The sequence below is a fragment of the Pseudomonas entomophila genome, assembly GCF_013523125.1.
Classification (GTDB): domain Bacteria; phylum Pseudomonadota; class Gammaproteobacteria; order Pseudomonadales; family Pseudomonadaceae; genus Aquipseudomonas; species Aquipseudomonas entomophila_B.
Genome location: NZ_JAAMQJ010000001.1, coordinates 283,414 through 299,313, shown reverse-complemented (window position 1 = coordinate 299,313; position 15,900 = coordinate 283,414). Strand labels below are relative to the sequence as shown.

General features: G+C 62.4%; 18 protein-coding genes and 1 rRNA gene. 11 read left to right on the top strand and 8 right to left on the bottom strand.

What is annotated here, in order from left to right; translation table 11 throughout:
- Both rrf and G7007_RS01295 read left to right on the top strand, forming a co-directional pair.
- Positions 1–77, top strand: a 5S ribosomal RNA gene (rrf, locus tag G7007_RS22645); the annotation flags it as partial.
- A gap of 79 nt (positions 78–156) precedes the next feature.
- A complete protein-coding gene (locus tag G7007_RS01295; RefSeq protein ID WP_181098667.1) occupies positions 157–768 on the top strand; it encodes a tRNA-(ms[2]io[6]A)-hydroxylase in 612 nt (203 codons plus the stop codon).
- Positions 769–804: 36 nt separating this feature from the next.
- Here G7007_RS01295 and G7007_RS01290 read toward each other — a convergent pair whose 3' ends face one another.
- Positions 805–1,125, bottom strand: coding sequence for a DUF883 family protein (locus G7007_RS01290; RefSeq protein ID WP_181098666.1), 321 nt, complete (start codon positions 1,123–1,125; stop codon positions 805–807).
- Positions 1,126–1,250: 125 nt separating this feature from the next.
- Between G7007_RS01290 and G7007_RS01285 the strand changes: the two genes are divergently transcribed.
- Positions 1,251–1,514 (top strand): hypothetical protein, encoded by a 264-nt coding sequence (locus G7007_RS01285; protein ID WP_181098665.1) that lies wholly within the window; start codon positions 1,251–1,253, stop codon positions 1,512–1,514.
- 13 nt (positions 1,515–1,527) lie between these two features.
- Here G7007_RS01285 and G7007_RS01280 read toward each other — a convergent pair whose 3' ends face one another.
- Positions 1,528–2,007, bottom strand: a complete 480-nt coding sequence (locus G7007_RS01280) for an LEA type 2 family protein (protein WP_181098664.1) — start codon at positions 2,005–2,007, stop codon at positions 1,528–1,530.
- A 202-nt stretch (positions 2,008–2,209) separates the two neighbouring features.
- On the opposite strand from G7007_RS01280, the gene G7007_RS01275 reads away from it, so the two are divergent.
- The 3 genes from G7007_RS01275 to zapE are packed head-to-tail and all read left to right on the top strand — an operon-like array spanning position 2,210 to position 4,907.
- A complete protein-coding gene (locus G7007_RS01275; protein ID WP_258198420.1) occupies positions 2,210–2,530 on the top strand; it encodes a hypothetical protein in 321 nt (106 codons plus the stop codon).
- 41 nt (positions 2,531–2,571) lie between these two features.
- Entirely contained in the window at positions 2,572–3,720 is a 1,149-nt protein-coding gene (locus tag G7007_RS01270) for a PQQ-dependent sugar dehydrogenase (RefSeq protein WP_181098663.1), read from the top strand.
- 44 nt (positions 3,721–3,764) lie between these two features.
- Positions 3,765–4,907 (top strand): cell division protein ZapE, encoded by a 1,143-nt coding sequence (zapE, locus tag G7007_RS01265; RefSeq protein ID WP_181098662.1) that lies wholly within the window; start codon positions 3,765–3,767, stop codon positions 4,905–4,907.
- On the opposite strand, the gene G7007_RS01260 is transcribed toward zapE, so the two are convergent.
- Together G7007_RS01260 and trhP are read right to left on the bottom strand one after the other, a co-directional pair.
- Entirely contained in the window at positions 4,899–5,906 is a 1,008-nt protein-coding gene (locus G7007_RS01260; RefSeq protein ID WP_181098661.1) for an alpha/beta fold hydrolase, read from the bottom strand. The two genes, zapE and G7007_RS01260, sit on opposite strands and share 9 nt — an antisense overlap.
- Before the next feature lie 96 nt (positions 5,907–6,002).
- Positions 6,003–7,337, bottom strand: a complete 1,335-nt coding sequence (trhP, locus tag G7007_RS01255; RefSeq protein WP_181098660.1) for a prephenate-dependent tRNA uridine(34) hydroxylase TrhP — start codon at positions 7,335–7,337, stop codon at positions 6,003–6,005.
- Positions 7,338–7,463: 126 nt separating this feature from the next.
- Between trhP and G7007_RS01250 the strand changes: the two genes are divergently transcribed.
- The gene (locus tag G7007_RS01250; protein WP_181098659.1) at positions 7,464–8,528 is read left to right on the top strand and encodes an AI-2E family transporter; all 1,065 of its coding nucleotides are present in this window, start codon (positions 7,464–7,466) and stop codon (positions 8,526–8,528) included.
- A gap of 3 nt (positions 8,529–8,531) precedes the next feature.
- Here the strand turns inward: G7007_RS01250 and G7007_RS01245 are convergent, their stop codons facing one another.
- Positions 8,532–10,625, bottom strand: a complete 2,094-nt coding sequence (locus G7007_RS01245; protein WP_181098658.1) for a TonB-dependent receptor family protein — start codon at positions 10,623–10,625, stop codon at positions 8,532–8,534.
- Positions 10,626–10,852: 227 nt separating this feature from the next.
- Between G7007_RS01245 and G7007_RS01240 the strand changes: the two genes are divergently transcribed.
- Genes G7007_RS01240 through G7007_RS01230 form a run of 3 tightly spaced genes read left to right on the top strand, consistent with a single transcriptional unit; the run spans position 10,853 to position 11,883 of the window.
- Positions 10,853–11,104, top strand: coding sequence for a helix-turn-helix domain-containing protein (locus G7007_RS01240; RefSeq protein ID WP_181098657.1), 252 nt, complete (start codon positions 10,853–10,855; stop codon positions 11,102–11,104).
- Between the two features lie 20 nt (positions 11,105–11,124).
- On the top strand, positions 11,125–11,481 hold the full coding sequence (locus G7007_RS01235) for a head completion/stabilization protein (protein WP_181098656.1): 357 nt from the start codon (positions 11,125–11,127) through the stop codon (positions 11,479–11,481).
- An 18-nt stretch (positions 11,482–11,499) separates the two neighbouring features.
- Entirely contained in the window at positions 11,500–11,883 is a 384-nt protein-coding gene (locus G7007_RS01230; RefSeq protein ID WP_181098655.1) for a hypothetical protein, read from the top strand.
- 1 nt (position 11,884) lies between these two features.
- Here G7007_RS01230 and G7007_RS01225 read toward each other — a convergent pair whose 3' ends face one another.
- Entirely contained in the window at positions 11,885–12,286 is a 402-nt protein-coding gene (locus tag G7007_RS01225) for a helix-turn-helix domain-containing protein (RefSeq protein ID WP_181098654.1), read from the bottom strand.
- 259 nt (positions 12,287–12,545) lie between these two features.
- On the opposite strand from G7007_RS01225, the gene G7007_RS01220 reads away from it, so the two are divergent.
- Complete coding sequence (locus G7007_RS01220) at positions 12,546–12,815, top strand: ogr/Delta-like zinc finger family protein (protein WP_181098653.1); 270 nt, start codon at positions 12,546–12,548, stop codon at positions 12,813–12,815.
- 70 nt (positions 12,816–12,885) lie between these two features.
- Here the strand turns inward: G7007_RS01220 and nuoN are convergent, their stop codons facing one another.
- A complete protein-coding gene (gene nuoN / locus G7007_RS01215; RefSeq protein WP_181098652.1) occupies positions 12,886–14,355 on the bottom strand; it encodes an NADH-quinone oxidoreductase subunit NuoN in 1,470 nt (489 codons plus the stop codon).
- 7 nt (positions 14,356–14,362) lie between these two features.
- Positions 14,363–15,895 carry an NADH-quinone oxidoreductase subunit M gene (gene nuoM, locus G7007_RS01210; protein ID WP_060393337.1) on the bottom strand — a complete coding sequence of 511 codons (1,533 nt, stop codon included), beginning with the start codon at positions 15,893–15,895 and terminating at the stop codon, positions 14,363–14,365.
- Between the last annotated feature and the right edge of the window lie 5 nt (positions 15,896–15,900).

Below are 15,900 nucleotides of genomic sequence, written 5' to 3'. Positions count from 1 at the left end.
CCGAACTCAGCAGTGAAACGATGCATCGCCGATGGTAGTGTGGGGTTTCCCCATGTGAGAGTAGGTCATCGCCAAGATTCATTTCGCAAAACCCCTATCTGCGCATGCAGGTAGGGGTTTTGTCTTTCTAGAACGCTTAACCCGAACGGAGCGCCCATGCACCTGAACCCTGACATCGACGCGTTTCTCGGTTGCCGCACCCCTGAGGCATGGATCGAAGCCGCTCTGCTCGATCAAGAAACCTTGCTGATCGATCACAAGAATTGCGAGTTCAAGGCTGCAAGCACGGCGCTCAGCCTGATCGCCAAGTACAACGCGCACCTCGACCTGATCAACATGATGTCGCGTCTGGCCCGCGAAGAGCTGGTCCACCATGAGCAGGTGCTGCGCCTGATGAAGCGCCGCAAGATAGTCTTGCGGCCCGTCTCGGCAGGCCGCTATGCCTCAGGCCTGCGCCGACATGTTCGCGCCCACGAACCCGCCAAACTGGTCGATACACTGGTGGTGGGTGCATTCATCGAAGCGCGCAGCTGTGAGCGGTTTGCCGCTTTGGTACCGCACTTGGACGACGAACTGGGCACGTTCTATCACGGTCTGCTCAAAAGCGAAGCGAGGCATTACGAAGGGTATTTGAAGCTGGCCCACCAGTACGGCGAGGCCGATGACATCGCCAAGGTGGTCAAGCGTGTCAGGGAAGCGGAAGCCGAGCTGATCATGACTCCAGACACCGAGCTGCGCTTTCACAGCGGCATTCCCGCATTCGCCTGATGGCCTCACAGGGCATGCCGCATGCTACATGTCCTGTCAGTCGCGACGACCCAGCAGCAGACCGACGACCATGCCCAAGCCTGCGGAGATCGCCACGGTTTGCCACGGGTGACCCCCGATGTAGGCCTGAGTGGCTTCGACCACCGGTTTGGCCTTGTTGCCCATTTCACCCAGCGTTTCACGGGCCTGACGCAGTTTTTCGCTGATCTGGGTACGCAATGAGTCAGCGTCGTCGCCTACCATCGAGGCACTGTCATCGAGCAGTTTTTCCGATTCGGTGATGAGCGATTGCAGTTCGCTGAACACCTGGTCCTTGATCTGTTCGGCATCGGCTTGCACGGTAGATTTCCGAGGCATGTGACTCTCCTTTAGGGTGATGGGATCTCTAATGGATTTTTCCTGAGTCGGAAAGTTGCAGCGCCGCCCGATCGATCAACGAGACGGTGTAAAATGTCCCCTCTTTTTCACTCGCAGGATCGACGATGAGTTTCAACCTCGCCAATCTCAGCTTCACCGAGCGTGCAGAGATCGAAGCGCACAAGGCTCGCCTCTTCGAGTTCTGGCAAAACAACCTTGGCAAGGCCAAGGCCGATGCGGGCAGGCTGATCGGTGAAAAATCACGACGCAAAGGCAAATGGGCCGAGTGGGTACGCGCCGAGCTGGACGCCATGAGTCCACCCGAATATGCCGACCTGGTGCGTGGGGAAGTCAACAAGATGATGGCTGCGGCCAACGTCAAGCGCTGACGAACGCTGACCTTCAAGGCGCGCGCGTTGCGTCGGGCCACTTCAACGTGCCACTGTCGGAAAAGCGCCATGTGCTCATGCCATGTCCCGACAGTTTGCCATCGACACGATAGGGCAGGCCGTCGAGCCCCTGCAGACGGTCCAGCCCATAGATCTGCCGCAGCATGCCGAAGGCGCTGATGCTCATCGGCACCTTCACGACCCGCTCGGCATAACGCCCAATGCGGCCCGACTGATCGCTGACGCCACTGGCCAACGGTTGTCCGTTGACCTTCAGGGTCAAGGCCATTCCGTCGAAGTCCAAGGCTTGCTCATTCGGGTTCTGCACGCGCAGCAAGAGAGCCATCCGCATTTCCAGGTCCTGACCGGGCAAGGGTTCGATACCCACAACGGTGACTTGCACGGGGTCCTGCCTGGTGAACAGCGCACAGCCACCCAGGCTGAGCGCCAGCAGCACGGTCAGGACTCTTCGGCGCCAGGCGTGTGTCTTCATGAAGGCTCACCTCGATTCAAGAGCAAGCAGGCAGTGTGACAAAGACCTGAAGGCATTGCACGGTCCAAGCCGGGATAGGCGGTGCATGCTCAAGCGCATGGCTTATCGGACATATCAGGAATCATGTGCATGGGGTCGTCTAGGAAACCTGCGCTTTCCCATACCCTCCAATGCCCGAGAGTCTTCGCTCAGGAGTCGAAGCATGAACCCTATCCGCGTCATGGCGCTGCTCAGCACGCTGATCGTCCTGCCCGTCCACCCGTCGCCGGTCGCACCCAGCACGCCTGCCGTCGAGCGCAACCCTTACAACAGTCCGATCCAGCGAATCAACCCCAATAGCCGACAAGGCAGCGTGCCCGCCACTCCACCCGTGCACGGTCCATCGACCGTGCCACAGCCGCGCCCGCCCACGCTGGACAACCGGGGCATCGGCAATGGTGACAACCTGCGTCCGGCACCACGTACCGAACGCCCCCGTTCGACCCCTACACCACTGCCACGAGACGCGGCGCCTGTGCGCTAAGCCCCCGTCTTCAGCACACCCCCCTTGGAAGGAGTCCTTGCATGTCCCGTTATTCATGGTCGCTGGCACTGGCGGCATTCACGCTGATGCCTACCCTGGCCCAGGCGCTTCCCGAAACGTACTACCCCAGCGAAGAAGGCCAGCTGACCGTAGCCACCGTGGCGGAGGGCTTGCGCAATCCCTGGGCCTTGGCCTTCCTGCCGGACGGCAAGCACATCCTCGTCACCGAAAAACCAGGCGACTTGCGTGTGATCAGCCCTGAAGGCAAGGTCGGGCCGCCTTTGAGTGGCGTGCCCAGCGTCTGGGCCAAAGGACAGGGCGGTTTGCTCGACGTGGTGCTCTCGCCGGATTTCACGTCTGATCGCACCGTTTACCTGTCCTATGCCGAAGAAGGCGACGATGGCAAGGCAGGTACGGCCGTCGGCCGTGGCCAGCTGTCCAGCGACCTGCGTCACCTGGATGACTTCACCGTGATCTTCCGCCAGCAGCCCAAACTGTCGGAGGGCAACCACTTTGGTGGCAAGCTGGTCTTCGACCGCGACGGCTACCTGTTCATTGCGCTCGGCGAAAACAACCAGCGTGCCACGGCGCAGGATCTGGACAAGCTGCAAGGCAAGCTGGTGCGCATCCTGCCGGATGGCGAGATTCCCAAGGACAACCCCTTCGTAGGGCAAGACAAGGTCCGCCCGGAAATCTGGTCGTTCGGCCACCGTAACCAGCAGGGCGCTGCGCTCAACCCTTGGACCGGCAAGATCTGGACGCACGAGCATGGCCCGCGTGGGGGTGATGAGATCAATATTCCCAAGGCCGGCAAGAACTATGGCTGGCCGATCGCGACCCACGGCATCAATTATTCGATGCTGCCTATCCCCGAGGCCAAGGGCAAGCATGTCGAGGGCATGGAAGATCCGCACCATGTCTGGGAAAAATCCCCAGGCATCAGCGGCATGGCTTTCTATGACAATCCGACGTTCAAGGCCTGGGACCATGACCTGTTCATCGGGGCGCTGGCCACCAAAGAGCTGATCCGCCTGCAGCTCGAGGGCGACCGTATCGTCCATGAAGAACGCCTGCTGGGCGAGCTCGACGCGCGCATTCGCGACGTACGCGTCGGTCCTGATGGCTTCCTCTACCTGCTGACCGATGCCAAGGACGGTGCCCTGCTGAAGGTAGGCCTCAGTACCCACTGAGCGCATGGCGTATCATGCGGGTTTGTTCACGCGAGCCGATCCGCATGGCCTTGGACCCACGAAGCCGTTACGACCACGCCGTCCACGACGAGGGTTTCACCGATGACCCTGCGCAGCGCAGTGCTGTGGAAGCCTTGCAGGCGTGCTATCAGAGGCTAAAGACGGGTCGGGCGGCACAGGGTGTCTACCTGTGGGGTCCAGTGGGGCGTGGCAAGACCTGGCTCATGGATACATTCCATGCCAGTGTGGTTGCCGTACCGCTGCGTGCCAGACGCCAGCACTTTCATCATTTCATGGCCTGGGTCCACCAACGACTGTTCCAGCTCAATGGTACGGTCGACCCCCTGACGGCCCTGGCTCGAGAGCTGGCCGAGTCGATCAAGGTCATGTGCTTCGACGAGCTGTTCGTCAGCGACATCGCCGATGCGATCATCCTCGGTCGTCTGTTCCAGGCCCTGTTCGAACACGGCGTGACCTTGGTCGCCACGTCCAATCAACCTCCTTCGCGCCTGTATGAAGAGGGCTTCAACCGAGAGCGCTTCCTGCCAGCCATCGCTGCCCTCGAGCGGCACATGCAGGTACTGGCGGTCAATGGTGAGCAGGACCATCGCCTGCGTCCGGGGCAGTCCTGTCAACGTTATTGGGTGCGTGCTGACGCGGGTGACTGCGCCTTGCTCCAGGTGTTTCGCACGCTCGATCCGGCGCAGTTGGGAACGGATCGGCCCTTGATGCTCGGCACCCGTCACCTGGAGGTGATCCGGCGCAACGAGCAGGTGGTGTGGTGTCGATTCGCAGACCTGTGCGAGCAACCCATGGCCACCCAGGAGTTCATGGCCCTGTGCAACCAGTTCAACACCATCCTGGTCGGGGGCGTGCCTGCACTGGGCGGGCAGCAGCGTCCCGCAAGGATTGCGCGAGGGACCGAGGACGCCGCCCGTCGCGTCGAGGCGGGCGACCGTCAGTTGCCGTCCCTGTCGATCAAGGATGACAGCGTCAGGCGGTTCATCGCGTTGGTGGATGAATGCTACGACCGCCGCGTGGTGTTGTACCTCGAGGCCGACGTTCCGCTCGAGGCGCTGTATCCCGATGGCTACCTGAGTTTCGCCTTCCGTCGCACCTTGAGCCGCCTGCGCGAGATGCAGTGGCAGCACTACGGTGAAGGCTGCACGACACCTGCTCTAGGGTAACGGCCTGTCGAGCCAGGCCAACAGGGCCTTGTGGAAGCGTTCGGGAGCCTCGATCTGCGGTGCGTGCCCCATCCCCTCGAACGTGACCAGCTCACCCTTGGGGATCTGCCCGACCACGCGGGGGCCGAGCACCGCATAGTTGCCCAGGGTCGCCTTCAACGCCGGCTCGGCCACGTCGCTGCCGATGGCGGTGGTGTCCTTGTCGCCGATCAACAGCAAGGTGGGCATCGACAGGTGCTTGAACTCATAGACCACCGGCTGCGTGAAGATCATGTCGTAGAGCAGGGCCGAGTTCCAGGCCACCGCCTCGCGTCCCGGGCCGCTGTTGAGGCCGGCCAGCATCTGCACCCAGCGCTCGTACTCGGGTTTCCAGCGACCGGCATAGTACGTCTTGCGCTCATACTCACGGATTCCCTCGGCGCTGACCTCGAGCTCGCGCGCATACCACTGGTCCACGCTTCGGTAAGGCACGCCCAAGGCTTTCCAGTCTTCCAGCCCGATCGGGTTGACCATGGCCAGACGCTCGACCATGTCGGGGTACATCAACGCGTAACGCGTCGCCAGCATGCCCCCGGTGGAATGGCCCAGCACGATGGCCTGCTTCACGTTCAACGTGTCGAGCAGTGTGTGGGTGTTGAGGGCCAGTTGCTGGAAACTGAACTGATAGTGACGGGGTTTGCTCGAGGTGCAGAAACCGATCTGGTCCGGTGCAATCACGCGGTAACCGGCCTGAACGAGCGCGTCGATCGTGCTTTCCCAGGTCGCGGCGCAGAAGTTCTTGCCGTGCAGCAGCACGACGGTACGGCCGTTCGCCGTGCCGGCAGCGGGCACGTCCATGTAGCCCATCTGCAGGTGCTGACCTTGCGAGGAGATGTCGAAGTGCCGTAGAGGGTACGGGTACTCGAAACCTTCGAGTTGCTGACCATAGGACACTGGCGGATCAGCGAAGGCGTGGCTGCCGACCAGGCAGGCCAGGGTCAGAACGGTCGCGCGCAACATGAGTACCTCAAACCAGATCGTGTAGGAAGAAGTGACTCTAGCAGGCGGCGGATGACGTGCTGCCGCGGAAGGTGTTACTCCTCATGACACGTGCGGTCAGTCAGCCGCGGGTTCGGGGTCGAGATCGCGTAGCAGCAATCCGTACTCCAAAGACACTTGTTCGGGAAGAGGGATCAGTACCACATGCCCATCGCCCGCTGCCACCTCGAGAGGCGCCTGCCGTAGGTCACGCAGGCGCTGCAGTTCGAAGGGGTAGTTGCCCTGGGGCGTCATCAGTTCCAGATGATCGCCCACGGCGAACCGGTTCTTCACCTTGACCTCGGCCCAGCCTCCGATTCGTGCGCCGGTCAGCTCGCCCACGAACTGCTGGCGCTGAGAGATCGACTGACCGCGCTGGTAGTTCTGGTATTCATCGTGTACGTGACGACGCAGGAACCCTTCGGTGTAGCCCCGGTTGGCCAGGGATTCCAGATCGCCCATCAGGCTGCGGTCGAAGGGTAGCCCGGCAGCGGCATCGTCGATGGCCTTGCGATAGGCCTGTACGGTGCGGGCACAGTAGAAGTGCGATTTGGTCCGCCCCTCGATCTTCAGCGAATGCACGCCCATGTGTGCCAGGCGCTCGACATGCTGGATGGCGCGCAGGTCCTTGGCATTCATGATGTAGGTGCCGTGTTCGTCTTCGAAGGCTGGCATCCATTCCCCTGGTCGACCGCTTTCCTCGAGCAGGTAGGCCTGCTCGGTCGGCGCGCCGAGGCCCAGGGTCGGCTCGACCGTGCGCACCATCTCGCCGCCCAGCGTCTCGCTGGCCGGGACGGCATCGTACTTCCAGCGGCAGGCATTGGTGCAGGCGCCCTGGTTGGCGTCGCGCCGGTTGAGGTAGCCCGAGAGCAGGCAGCGTCCCGAGTAGGCCATGCACAGCGCACCGTGCACGAAGACTTCCAGTTCCATGCCAGGCGCCTGCTGACGGATCTCTCCGATTTCTTCGAGCGACAGCTCACGCGACAGGATCACCCGCTGCACGCCCTGGCTGGCCCAGAACTCGACACTGGCCCAGTTCACCGTATTGGCCTGCACGGAGAGGTGTACCGGCATCTGTGGAAAGTGTCGACGCACCAGCATGATCAGGCCGGGGTCGGACAGGATCAGCGCATCGGGGCCCATGGCGATCACAGGCTCCATGTCCTTCAGGAAGGTCTTGAGCTTGGCGTTGTGCGGCGCGATGTTGACCACCACGTACAAACGCTTGCCGAGGGCATGAGCCTCGGCGATCCCTTGCGCCAGGGTGGCAGGGTCGAAGGCGTTGTTGCGCACACGCAAGCTGTAGCGAGGCTGGCCGGCGTACACGGCATCGGCGCCGTAGGCGAACGCGTAGCGCAGCGTCTTCAGAGAGCCGGCAGGCGCCAGCAGTTCAGGTGTGGCGAACAAGGTCATGGGGCACCGCGCAAAAGGCGCCAATGCTAGCGATGGGCGGGTTCGGGAATATTGACGTGCGTCAACTCAGGCATGGCACTTTGCCGAAGGCGCGCGCACTAATGTCTGAGCTCACGAGGAACCTCCATGAACGAAACTGCACTTCAAAACAAGGCGCTGGCCGTCTTGTTGGCCCTGGTCACGATCGCCTTTGTCTGGATTCTGCTGCCGTACTACGGCGCGGTCTTCTGGGCGGTGACGCTGGCCATCATCTTCGCACCGATGCAACGCAAACTGCTGTTGCGTTTCGGACGTCGGCGCAACCTGGCCGCAGCTGCCACACTGGGCGTCTGCCTGCTGATCGCGGTATTGCCTGTGATCGTCATCAGCGCCCTGTTGGTGCAGGAGGGCGCCACCCTGTATCAGCGGATCCAAGGCGGACAGTTGGATTTGGCCGGCTATCTGGAGCATGGCAAGGACATGCTGCCGGCATTCGCGCAGAACACGCTGGACCGCATGGGCATGGGCAACCTCGACGGGCTGCGCGACAAGATCTCCCATGGCGCGATGCAGGGTAGCCAATACTTTGCGAGTCAGGTGTTCAGCTTCGGCCAGGGCACGTTCGACTTTCTGGTCGGCTTCGGCGTGATGACCTACCTGCTGTTCTTCTTCTTGCGTGAAGGCGCCGAACTGGCCCGCAAGGTCCGCCTGGCGGTGCCGTTGCCCGAGCAGCAGAAGCGCCGGCTGCAGCTCAAGTTCAGTCGCGTCGTGCGCGCCACGGTCAAAGGCAACCTGGTGGTGGCGGTCACCCAAGGTGCATTGGGCGGGTTCATCTTCTGGATTCTGGATATCCCCAGCGCCCTGGTGTGGGCCGTGCTGATGGCATTCCTGTCGCTGCTGCCTGCGGTCGGCGCGGGTATCGTCTGGGCCCCGGTGGCCGTGTACTTCCTGATGACTGGCGCCATCTGGCAAGGCATCGTGCTGACCGCGTTCGGGGTGCTGGTGATCGGTCTGGTGGACAACCTGTTGCGACCGCTGCTGGTGGGCAAGGACACCAAGATGCCGGACTGGCTCATCCTGATCTCCACCCTGGGCGGCATGGCGGTCTTCGGCCTCAATGGCTTCGTCATCGGCCCCTTGATCGCCGCGCTGTTCATCTCCAGCTGGGCGATCTTCGCCTCGAGCAAGTCGCAGATACAGCTGCCGTCCTGAGCCTCAGCGCCAGCTGTAGGCCACGCCCGCATAGACACCCATGCCTTCGCCTGGCGTGGAGCGGGCCAGATCGGTACCGGCATCGTCATAACCTGGCGTGACCGTGGCCGCGTAGCGGCGATCGCCCAGGTTGCGCAGGTCCAGCCACCCCTGCCAGTCCCGCTTGGGCGAGTCCCAGCCCAGGCGTGCGCCGAACAGTGCATAGGCATCGGCCTGATAGCTGTTGGCATAGTCCACCTGCACCTTGGACACCAGCTGCGTGTTGATGCCGGCGTACAGTCCGCTCGGCCAGTCGTAGCGCAGCTCGGCCTGGTAATGGTGCATCGGCAGGCCTGGGAGACGATTGTCGCCAAAGCGATCGTCGTGGCGATAGTGGAAGTCGCTGAAGGTGTAGGCCTGACGCAGGCTCAGGCGGCCCTGGTCGGCGGCTTCCCACAGTCGGCTGTCGAGGCTCGCTTCCACGCCCTGGTGCACCGTACCGCTGGCATTGAATTCGGACGGCGTCACCCCCGGCAGGATCTCCACCGCGAGCAGTTCATGGCGCACACGGGCGTAGTACCAGACCAGGTCCCAGCGGCCCAGTGCCGCGTCGCCGCGCGCGCCCAGTTCCAGCGTGGTGGCGGTCTGGTTCTGCATGGCAATCGGTTGGATCTGGCGGCCACCAAGGGCGGGCGAACTCCAGATCAGCGACCACGGATGAGGCGGCTCGACCGAGCGACTGAGGTTGCCGAACACCTGCACCTCAGGCGTGAGGTCGTAACGCAGCCCCAGGCGCGGTGCATAGTCCCAATCATGCTGACTGACCTTGCCGCCGTCACGCGGGTAGCTGACCGCGCTTTCCCGGCGCGTGTAGATCGCCGCCAACCCGCTGGTCAGCCACAGGTCCGGCATCAGTTCCAGCTCATTGCTCAACCGCAGGACCGTGTCCGAGCCCTGATAGCTGAAATCGCGGGTGCGCGTCCCGATGGCCCTGAAGCCATTGCCGGCTTCGGGTACACGCACGAATTCCGAAGCGCCGCTGTTGGGCAGGTGCTTGGTGGTGCGCCAGGCCAGGGTGGTCTTGCTCTCGCGGTCGAACAGCGTGTCGCGTCGGTGATAGGCCAGGCTGCCGCTCACGTCGGTGTAGGCGACCTTGAGGCGGGTGGCGCCTTCGCGCAGATCCATGGGGTAATCGTGGTACACCAGCCCGGTTTCCAGGCGTGACTCGTCGTCGAAATACAGCGTGGTCTTGTTCGCCAGCCACGTGCTGCCCGGCTGTGGCCGGCTGGCGTCGCGGCGCAGGTAGATCGGGTTGGCCGCGCGCGGATCGTGCTTGATCTGATCTTTGGTCAAGCGACCGGCCAGATCATTGTCGGTTTCGCGATAGCGCAGGTAGAAGCGGGTCTCCAGGTTGGCGTTGAAGCGGTAACCCGCGTTGGCAGCCACACCTTTGGAACGTCCGCTGGTGTGTCGCTGATAGCCGTCGTATTCGGCATCGGTCAAGGCCACGTAGTAGTCGACGTTGCCCAGGACCTGCCCGGAGCTGATCTGGCGATGCGCATAGCCGCGACTGCCCACTTCGTAGCGCGCCTGCAGGGGCGCCGCATCGTAACCGGTATGGGTGACATAGTTGATCGCGCCCCCAAGCGCCAGCGAACCGAGTTCGAACCCGTTGGCCCCTGGCAGGATGTCCGCACGGCTCAACCAGAGTGGCTCGAACAGCTCATACGGCGTGCCCCCGGGTCCGCTCAACGGCAGGCCGTCGAACAGGGTATACACCCCCGACCCGTGGGCCCCCGGTGCCCGATTGATACCGGAGCCGCGAATGGACAGCTTGATGCCGTCATTGCCGGCCGACTGGGCGAAGACACCCGGCTGATAGGCCAATACATCCTGATTGCTTGCCACCCGACCTCGGGATACCTCCTGCAGGTCGACTACCCGCGTCGCACCCGGTACTGCGTGGAGTCGATCACGCGCTACCTCCACATCGCTCTGGCGCTGGTCCTCGATCAGCACTTGACCCAGCTCCAAGGGTGGCTGCGCCGCTGCCAGGCCACTGGAGGCCATGAGGCCCAGCACGCTGAGAGCAGGAGGGAAGAACAGGACCGAACGCATGACGGACTCCACGGGTAAAGAAAGGCGATGGGCATCAGACGCTGGCCGACGGGTTCAGAGCACGCCCGTGCTCGTGTTTGTCAGCGACGTCGACCCACGCCAGTCTTGTGCCAGCGTGTTTTACAAATTGCGTCGCTAGAGAGGGAAGGATTGCATTGCTTAAGGTGAGTACGTGCCCATTCGAGCCAGGCCTAGCCGGCCCTACTTGCCTTGACGAGGACTCTGCCATGTCACTTCACGTTCGCCCCCTGACCGCCCAGACCGAAACGGACGAGCATCCGATCAAGCTGACACCACGCGAGGAGCAGGTGCTGCTCTGGTGCGCCTACGGGAAGACTTCTTGGGAAATCGGCCAGATTCTTGGCTGCCAGGAATGCACGATCAATTTTCACATCGGCAATATCCTGCGCAAGTTTTCCGTCACCACACGCATCGCGGCGGTGATCAAGGCCCTGCGCTACGGCATGCTCAAAGACTGAAGGGGCGCAGGCCACGCATCATGCACATTCATGACACCGGGGCTGCAACGCCCCTCCAAGAGCGGCTGGTCGGATGTGACGATCCTTTCTGGCCACGCATTTCACTGAGCGCTCTGCGTCGGCACCTGACGTTGTCGATCGACATCAGCGAAGCACGCCTGGAAGTGGCGGCGCACGCAGCCGTCTTGAAGGCCGCCGACGCATTCGCGCAGTGGCGCCACCGTCTACGCGCCCATGGTATCCAGCGATTGCAGGATCTCGAGCGTCACACGGCAGGTCGCCGGTTGACCCATTGTTACCTGCGGTGCGTGGAGTTGGAGACACGCAACCTGCTGCGCTCGAGCCTGGCGATACGAGAACGGAGCTCAGCTCACTGACGAACGGGGGAAGACGCCATGAACAGCGATTCGCAACAGACTGCACACACGTTCGAGGCCGCTCAAGCACTGGTCGATCAAACGGGATTCGACGGCAACGCCTTGTTTGGGGCCGTGCTGGGCGCCTGGTTGGTCAGCAGCTCACGGCACCGCGTCAAAGCCTGGATGATGATCAGCTCGCGCAAGCGACTCAAGGTGTGGCAACAGATCGGCTCCCTGATGATGTCAGCCGGCGTGGGTTACCTGTTCACGCCACTGGTGGAGGCATTGGCACCCTTGCTGTCCAGTGGCATGGCGGCGTTCGTCGCAGCCGTGGTGGTGATTCCCATCAGCGTCAAAATCATGTTGTGGTTGGATGCGGCAGACCTGCGCGACATCGTCCAGCGTTGGCGCAAAGGATGAATCAGGCCTCGTGCGACCTCTGCAGGGTTTCAAGCTGCCGTTCGAGTTGCCGCAAGCGCAGTTTGTCGTCGACGCTCGATGCGATGGCGTGCAGGTCCGCCGGTTCGAGCAGGCGCAAGCGCTCGAGCAGGCCTAACGCCAGGTCATCGTCTGCCCCTGACAGGACGTCGGTCGGTGAAGCGATCATGGGGCGCGTCTGTTTGCCCAGAAGCAGCCAGTCCAGCGAAATGTCATGGCGTGTCGCGAGGTCTACGCATAATGCATAGGGTACGCTTTCTCTGACTTTCCAACTGCTCAGTGTCTGCGGACTGATGCCAAGTGCTCTGGACAAGGCGGAATCAGTTTGGCAAGCGGTAATCTGCTTGAGTCGTTCCAAGATGAGGGACAATGTGTGATTACTCATTTCAAGTATCCATGGCTGGTTTTGACACATTTGCAGTGCGTAAACTATTCACAACGAATATGAAGGTAGAATCTACTCAGCCCGTGGGGTATTGGAACGACACTATGAAAAAAACTGTAAGACTGGGGATTAAATCCTACAGCACAGAGCGATATAAGCTATTGATCATTCATCCATTCAACTGTTCAGGCTCTTTCTTCATCCAGTGCGCGTCGAGGAGCGAGGCCAGGGGTGCAGAAGTCCTGGCCGGGAGGCGCGCATGAGCACTTACAAGTTGGTCTGTCCCCACTGCCAGAGTCGCATGCGCATCCGTACCAGTGAAGGCCGGCATGTCTTTCTGCGCGTCGCCTACTTGCAATGCACGTTGGAGGCCTGCGGTTGGTCGGTACGTGCCGAGTTCGAGATGACGCATGAACTGTCGCCGAGCGGTATGCCCAACCCTGATGTGCATCTCCCCTCGGCGACCGGTGAGTTGCGGCGCGCCGTCGTCGCCCCTGAGCGAGCCTGCGCGAAAGGTCTGTCGACGTAAATCCTGTTCGTCGAGTCGGCGTAAAACAAAACACCCCGCCGAGGCGGGGTGTCATCGTACATCAGGGAGGTTAGCCGATCATCGGCAAGCCGGCCTGCTGAACCAGTTCCAGCAACGGCTGCGGATAGACACCGAGCACGAAGGCCAGAATGGCGATTCCCAGCAACATCACGCCACCGGCACGCTGCTCCCAGCGCAGAGGGGCATCGCTGCGACGCAGATTGGGCTCGCTCAGGTACAGGGTCACCATCACCCGCAGGTAGTAATAGACGCCGATAGCGCTACCCACGACCAACGCGCCGGTCAACCACCACAGTTGCGACTGCACACCCGTGGCGATGATGTAGAACTTGCCGATGAAGCCCGCGGTGAGCGGGATACCGGCCAGCGACAGCATCATTACGGTCAGCACGGCGGTCAGGTACGGGCGGCGCCAGAACAGGCCGCGGTACTCGTACAGCGCATCGGCGTCACGGCCCTTGTAGGGAGACGACATCAGGGTGACCACCCCGAAGGCACCCAGGCTGGTGATGACGTAGGTCACCAGGTAGACCCCGATCGCTTCGTTGGCCAGGCCCTTGCTCGCGACCAGTGCGATCAGCAGGTAACCGAAGTGAGCGATGGACGAATAACCGAGCAGGCGCTTGAGATTGCTCTGGGTCAGCGCCAGCAGGTTGCCCACCAGGATCGAGGCCACCGCGATCACGGCCAGTACGGTGCTGAGCACGCCGCTGCTGGCGGCAGGCGACAGCATGAACAGGCGAACCACCACGGCGAAGACCGCCACCTTGCTGGCCGTGGCCAGGAACGCTGCCACAGGCGCCGGCGCCCCTTCGTAGACGTCCGGCGTCCACAGGTGAAACGGGACCAGCGACAGCTTGAACGCCAGGCCGACCAGCATCATGCCCAGGCCCATCTGCGCGAGCAGCGTCGGCATGCCCGTGCTGGCCAAGACCTTGCCCACGCCCTCGAAGCTCAGGCTGCCCGCATCGGCGTACAACAGCGCCATGCCGAACAGCAGGAACGCCGAGCCGGCGGCCGACAGCACCATGTACTTGATGCCTGCTTCCAGGGAGCGCTTGTTGAAGAAGGCGTAGGCCACCAGCCCGTAGACCGGCACCGAGAGCAGCTCCAGGCCGATGAACAACCCGGCCATGTGGTTGGCACTGACCAGCACCATGCCGCCCAGGGTCGACATCAACAGCAGCAGGTAGAGCTCTTCACGGTTGCCCGGATAGCCCTGCGCACCTTCGCCCAGGTAGGCATGGGCGAGGGTGACACAGGCCAGGGTGGCGACCAGCATCAGGGCCATGTACAGGCAGGCGAACTTGTCGATGGTCAGCAGTGGCGTCACCGCCAGTGGCGCGATTTTCAGCACCGGCAGGATCGACAGCAGGGCGGCGTTGAGACCGATGGTCGACAGCAGGAAGGTCTGTGAGTGGTTGCGCTTCCAGGCGATCGCCAGCATCACCACCACCGTGGTGACGGTGGTGATCAGCATCGGCGCCAGTGCGATGAAGTGTTGAGTGGTGAATTCCATAGCGCTCTTACCGGGCCGAAGCGAGTTGAGTGAAAGCGGAGCCAAGCCACTGCTGCACGCCACTCATGGTGGCGGCGGAGGTGTCGAGGAACGGCTGCGGGTAGACACCGAGCAGGATCAGCAGCACCGCCAGGCTCAGGATCATGGCCAACTCGCGCCCGTTCATCCCGGCCAGTACCGTGTCGGCTTTGGCCGGGCCGAAGTAGGCGCGGTGGATCATGATCAGCGAGTACACCGAGCCGAACACCAGGCCGGTGGTGGCGATCACCGTGATCCAGGGCACATGGGCGAAGCTGCCGATCAGGATCAGGAACTCGCCGACGAAGTTACCGGTGCCCGGCAGGCCGAGCGATGCTGCGGCGAAGAACAGGCTGATCGCTGGCAGGTAGGCGATCCGGTGCCACAGGCCACCCATCTCGCGCATGTCACGGGTATGCAGGCGCTCATACAACTGGCCACTGAGGATGAACAGCGCGGCGGCGGAGACACCGTGCGCAAGCATCTGGATCACCGCGCCTTGCAAGGCCTGCTGACTGCCGGAATAGATCCCGATCAGCACGAAGCCCATGTGCGACACACTGGAAAACGCGATCAGACGCTTGATGTCGGTCTGGGCGAAGGCCAGGAAAGCGCCATAGAAGATCCCGATCAGACCCAAGGTCATGGCGATCGGCGCGAACTCGGCCGAAGCGTTCGGGAACAGCGGCAGGGCAAAGCGCAGCAGGCCGTAGGCGGCGGTTTTCAGCAGGATACCGGCCAGGTCCACGGAACCGGCAGTCGGTGCCTGGGCGTGAGCGTCCGGCAACCAGGAGTGGAACGGCACCACCGGCAGCTTCACCGCGAAGGCGATGAAGAAGCCCAGCATCAGCAGGTACTCGGTGCCGGCCGGCAGCTGCGCTTTGAGCAGGTCGCTGTAGTTGAAGGTGATGACACCGGTGTTGCCGTAGTTGACCAGCACCAGGGCCAGGATCGCCACCAGCATGATCAGGCCGCTGGCCTGGGTGAAGATGAAGAACTTGGTCGCTGCGTAGATGCGCGTCTTCTTGCCGTCGGCCGAGCTGTGACCCCAGAGCGCGATGAGGAAGTACATCGGCACCAGCATCATTTCCCAGAAGAAGAAGAACAGGAACAGGTCCAGGGCCAGGAACACCCCGACCACGCCGCCCAGGATCCACATCAGGTTGAGGTGGAAGAAGCCGACGTGACGCTGGATCTCGTTCCACGAGCACAGCACCGACAGCACACCGAGCAGGCCGGTGAGCAGGATCATCAGCAACGACAGGCCATCGAGGGCCAAGTGGATGCTGATGCCGAAGCGCTCGATCCAGCGGACCTTGAACTCGAGGGCCCAGGTTGGCTCGACGCCCGGAGCCGGGGCCAGCGTGAAGTCACCGGTGCCCCACAGCCACAGGCCGATACCGAGCAGCAGAGACATGGTCAGCAGCGCGATCCAGCGCGGCAAGGTGGCGCCGAAGCGCTCGCCCAGCCAGCACAGGAAGCCGCCGATGAAGGGGATCAGGATCAGCCAAGGCAGAATCATGACGG

Excerpts from the sequence above, each read along its gene's own strand:
- G7007_RS01295 (WP_181098667.1), top strand. The coding sequence starts at position 157 with ATGCACCTGAACCCTGACATCGACGCGTTTCTCGGTTGCCGCACCCCT.
- G7007_RS01290 (WP_181098666.1), bottom strand. The coding sequence starts at position 1,125 with ATGCCTCGGAAATCTACCGTGCAAGCCGATGCCGAACAGATCAAGGAC.
- G7007_RS01285 (WP_181098665.1), top strand. The coding sequence starts at position 1,251 with ATGAGTTTCAACCTCGCCAATCTCAGCTTCACCGAGCGTGCAGAGATC.
- G7007_RS01280 (WP_181098664.1), bottom strand. The coding sequence starts at position 2,007 with ATGAAGACACACGCCTGGCGCCGAAGAGTCCTGACCGTGCTGCTGGCG.
- G7007_RS01275 (WP_258198420.1), top strand. The coding sequence starts at position 2,210 with ATGAACCCTATCCGCGTCATGGCGCTGCTCAGCACGCTGATCGTCCTG.
- G7007_RS01270 (WP_181098663.1), top strand. The coding sequence starts at position 2,572 with ATGTCCCGTTATTCATGGTCGCTGGCACTGGCGGCATTCACGCTGATG.
- zapE (WP_181098662.1), top strand. The coding sequence starts at position 3,765 with ATGGCCTTGGACCCACGAAGCCGTTACGACCACGCCGTCCACGACGAG.
- G7007_RS01260 (WP_181098661.1), bottom strand. The coding sequence starts at position 5,906 with ATGTTGCGCGCGACCGTTCTGACCCTGGCCTGCCTGGTCGGCAGCCAC.
- trhP (WP_181098660.1), bottom strand. The coding sequence starts at position 7,337 with ATGACCTTGTTCGCCACACCTGAACTGCTGGCGCCTGCCGGCTCTCTG.
- G7007_RS01250 (WP_181098659.1), top strand. The coding sequence starts at position 7,464 with ATGAACGAAACTGCACTTCAAAACAAGGCGCTGGCCGTCTTGTTGGCC.
- G7007_RS01245 (WP_181098658.1), bottom strand. The coding sequence starts at position 10,625 with ATGCGTTCGGTCCTGTTCTTCCCTCCTGCTCTCAGCGTGCTGGGCCTC.
- G7007_RS01240 (WP_181098657.1), top strand. The coding sequence starts at position 10,853 with ATGTCACTTCACGTTCGCCCCCTGACCGCCCAGACCGAAACGGACGAG.
- G7007_RS01235 (WP_181098656.1), top strand. The coding sequence starts at position 11,125 with ATGCACATTCATGACACCGGGGCTGCAACGCCCCTCCAAGAGCGGCTG.
- G7007_RS01230 (WP_181098655.1), top strand. The coding sequence starts at position 11,500 with ATGAACAGCGATTCGCAACAGACTGCACACACGTTCGAGGCCGCTCAA.
- G7007_RS01225 (WP_181098654.1), bottom strand. The coding sequence starts at position 12,286 with ATGAGTAATCACACATTGTCCCTCATCTTGGAACGACTCAAGCAGATT.
- G7007_RS01220 (WP_181098653.1), top strand. The coding sequence starts at position 12,546 with ATGAGCACTTACAAGTTGGTCTGTCCCCACTGCCAGAGTCGCATGCGC.
- nuoN (WP_181098652.1), bottom strand. The coding sequence starts at position 14,355 with ATGGAATTCACCACTCAACACTTCATCGCACTGGCGCCGATGCTGATC.
- nuoM (WP_060393337.1), bottom strand. The coding sequence starts at position 15,895 with ATGATTCTGCCTTGGCTGATCCTGATCCCCTTCATCGGCGGCTTCCTG.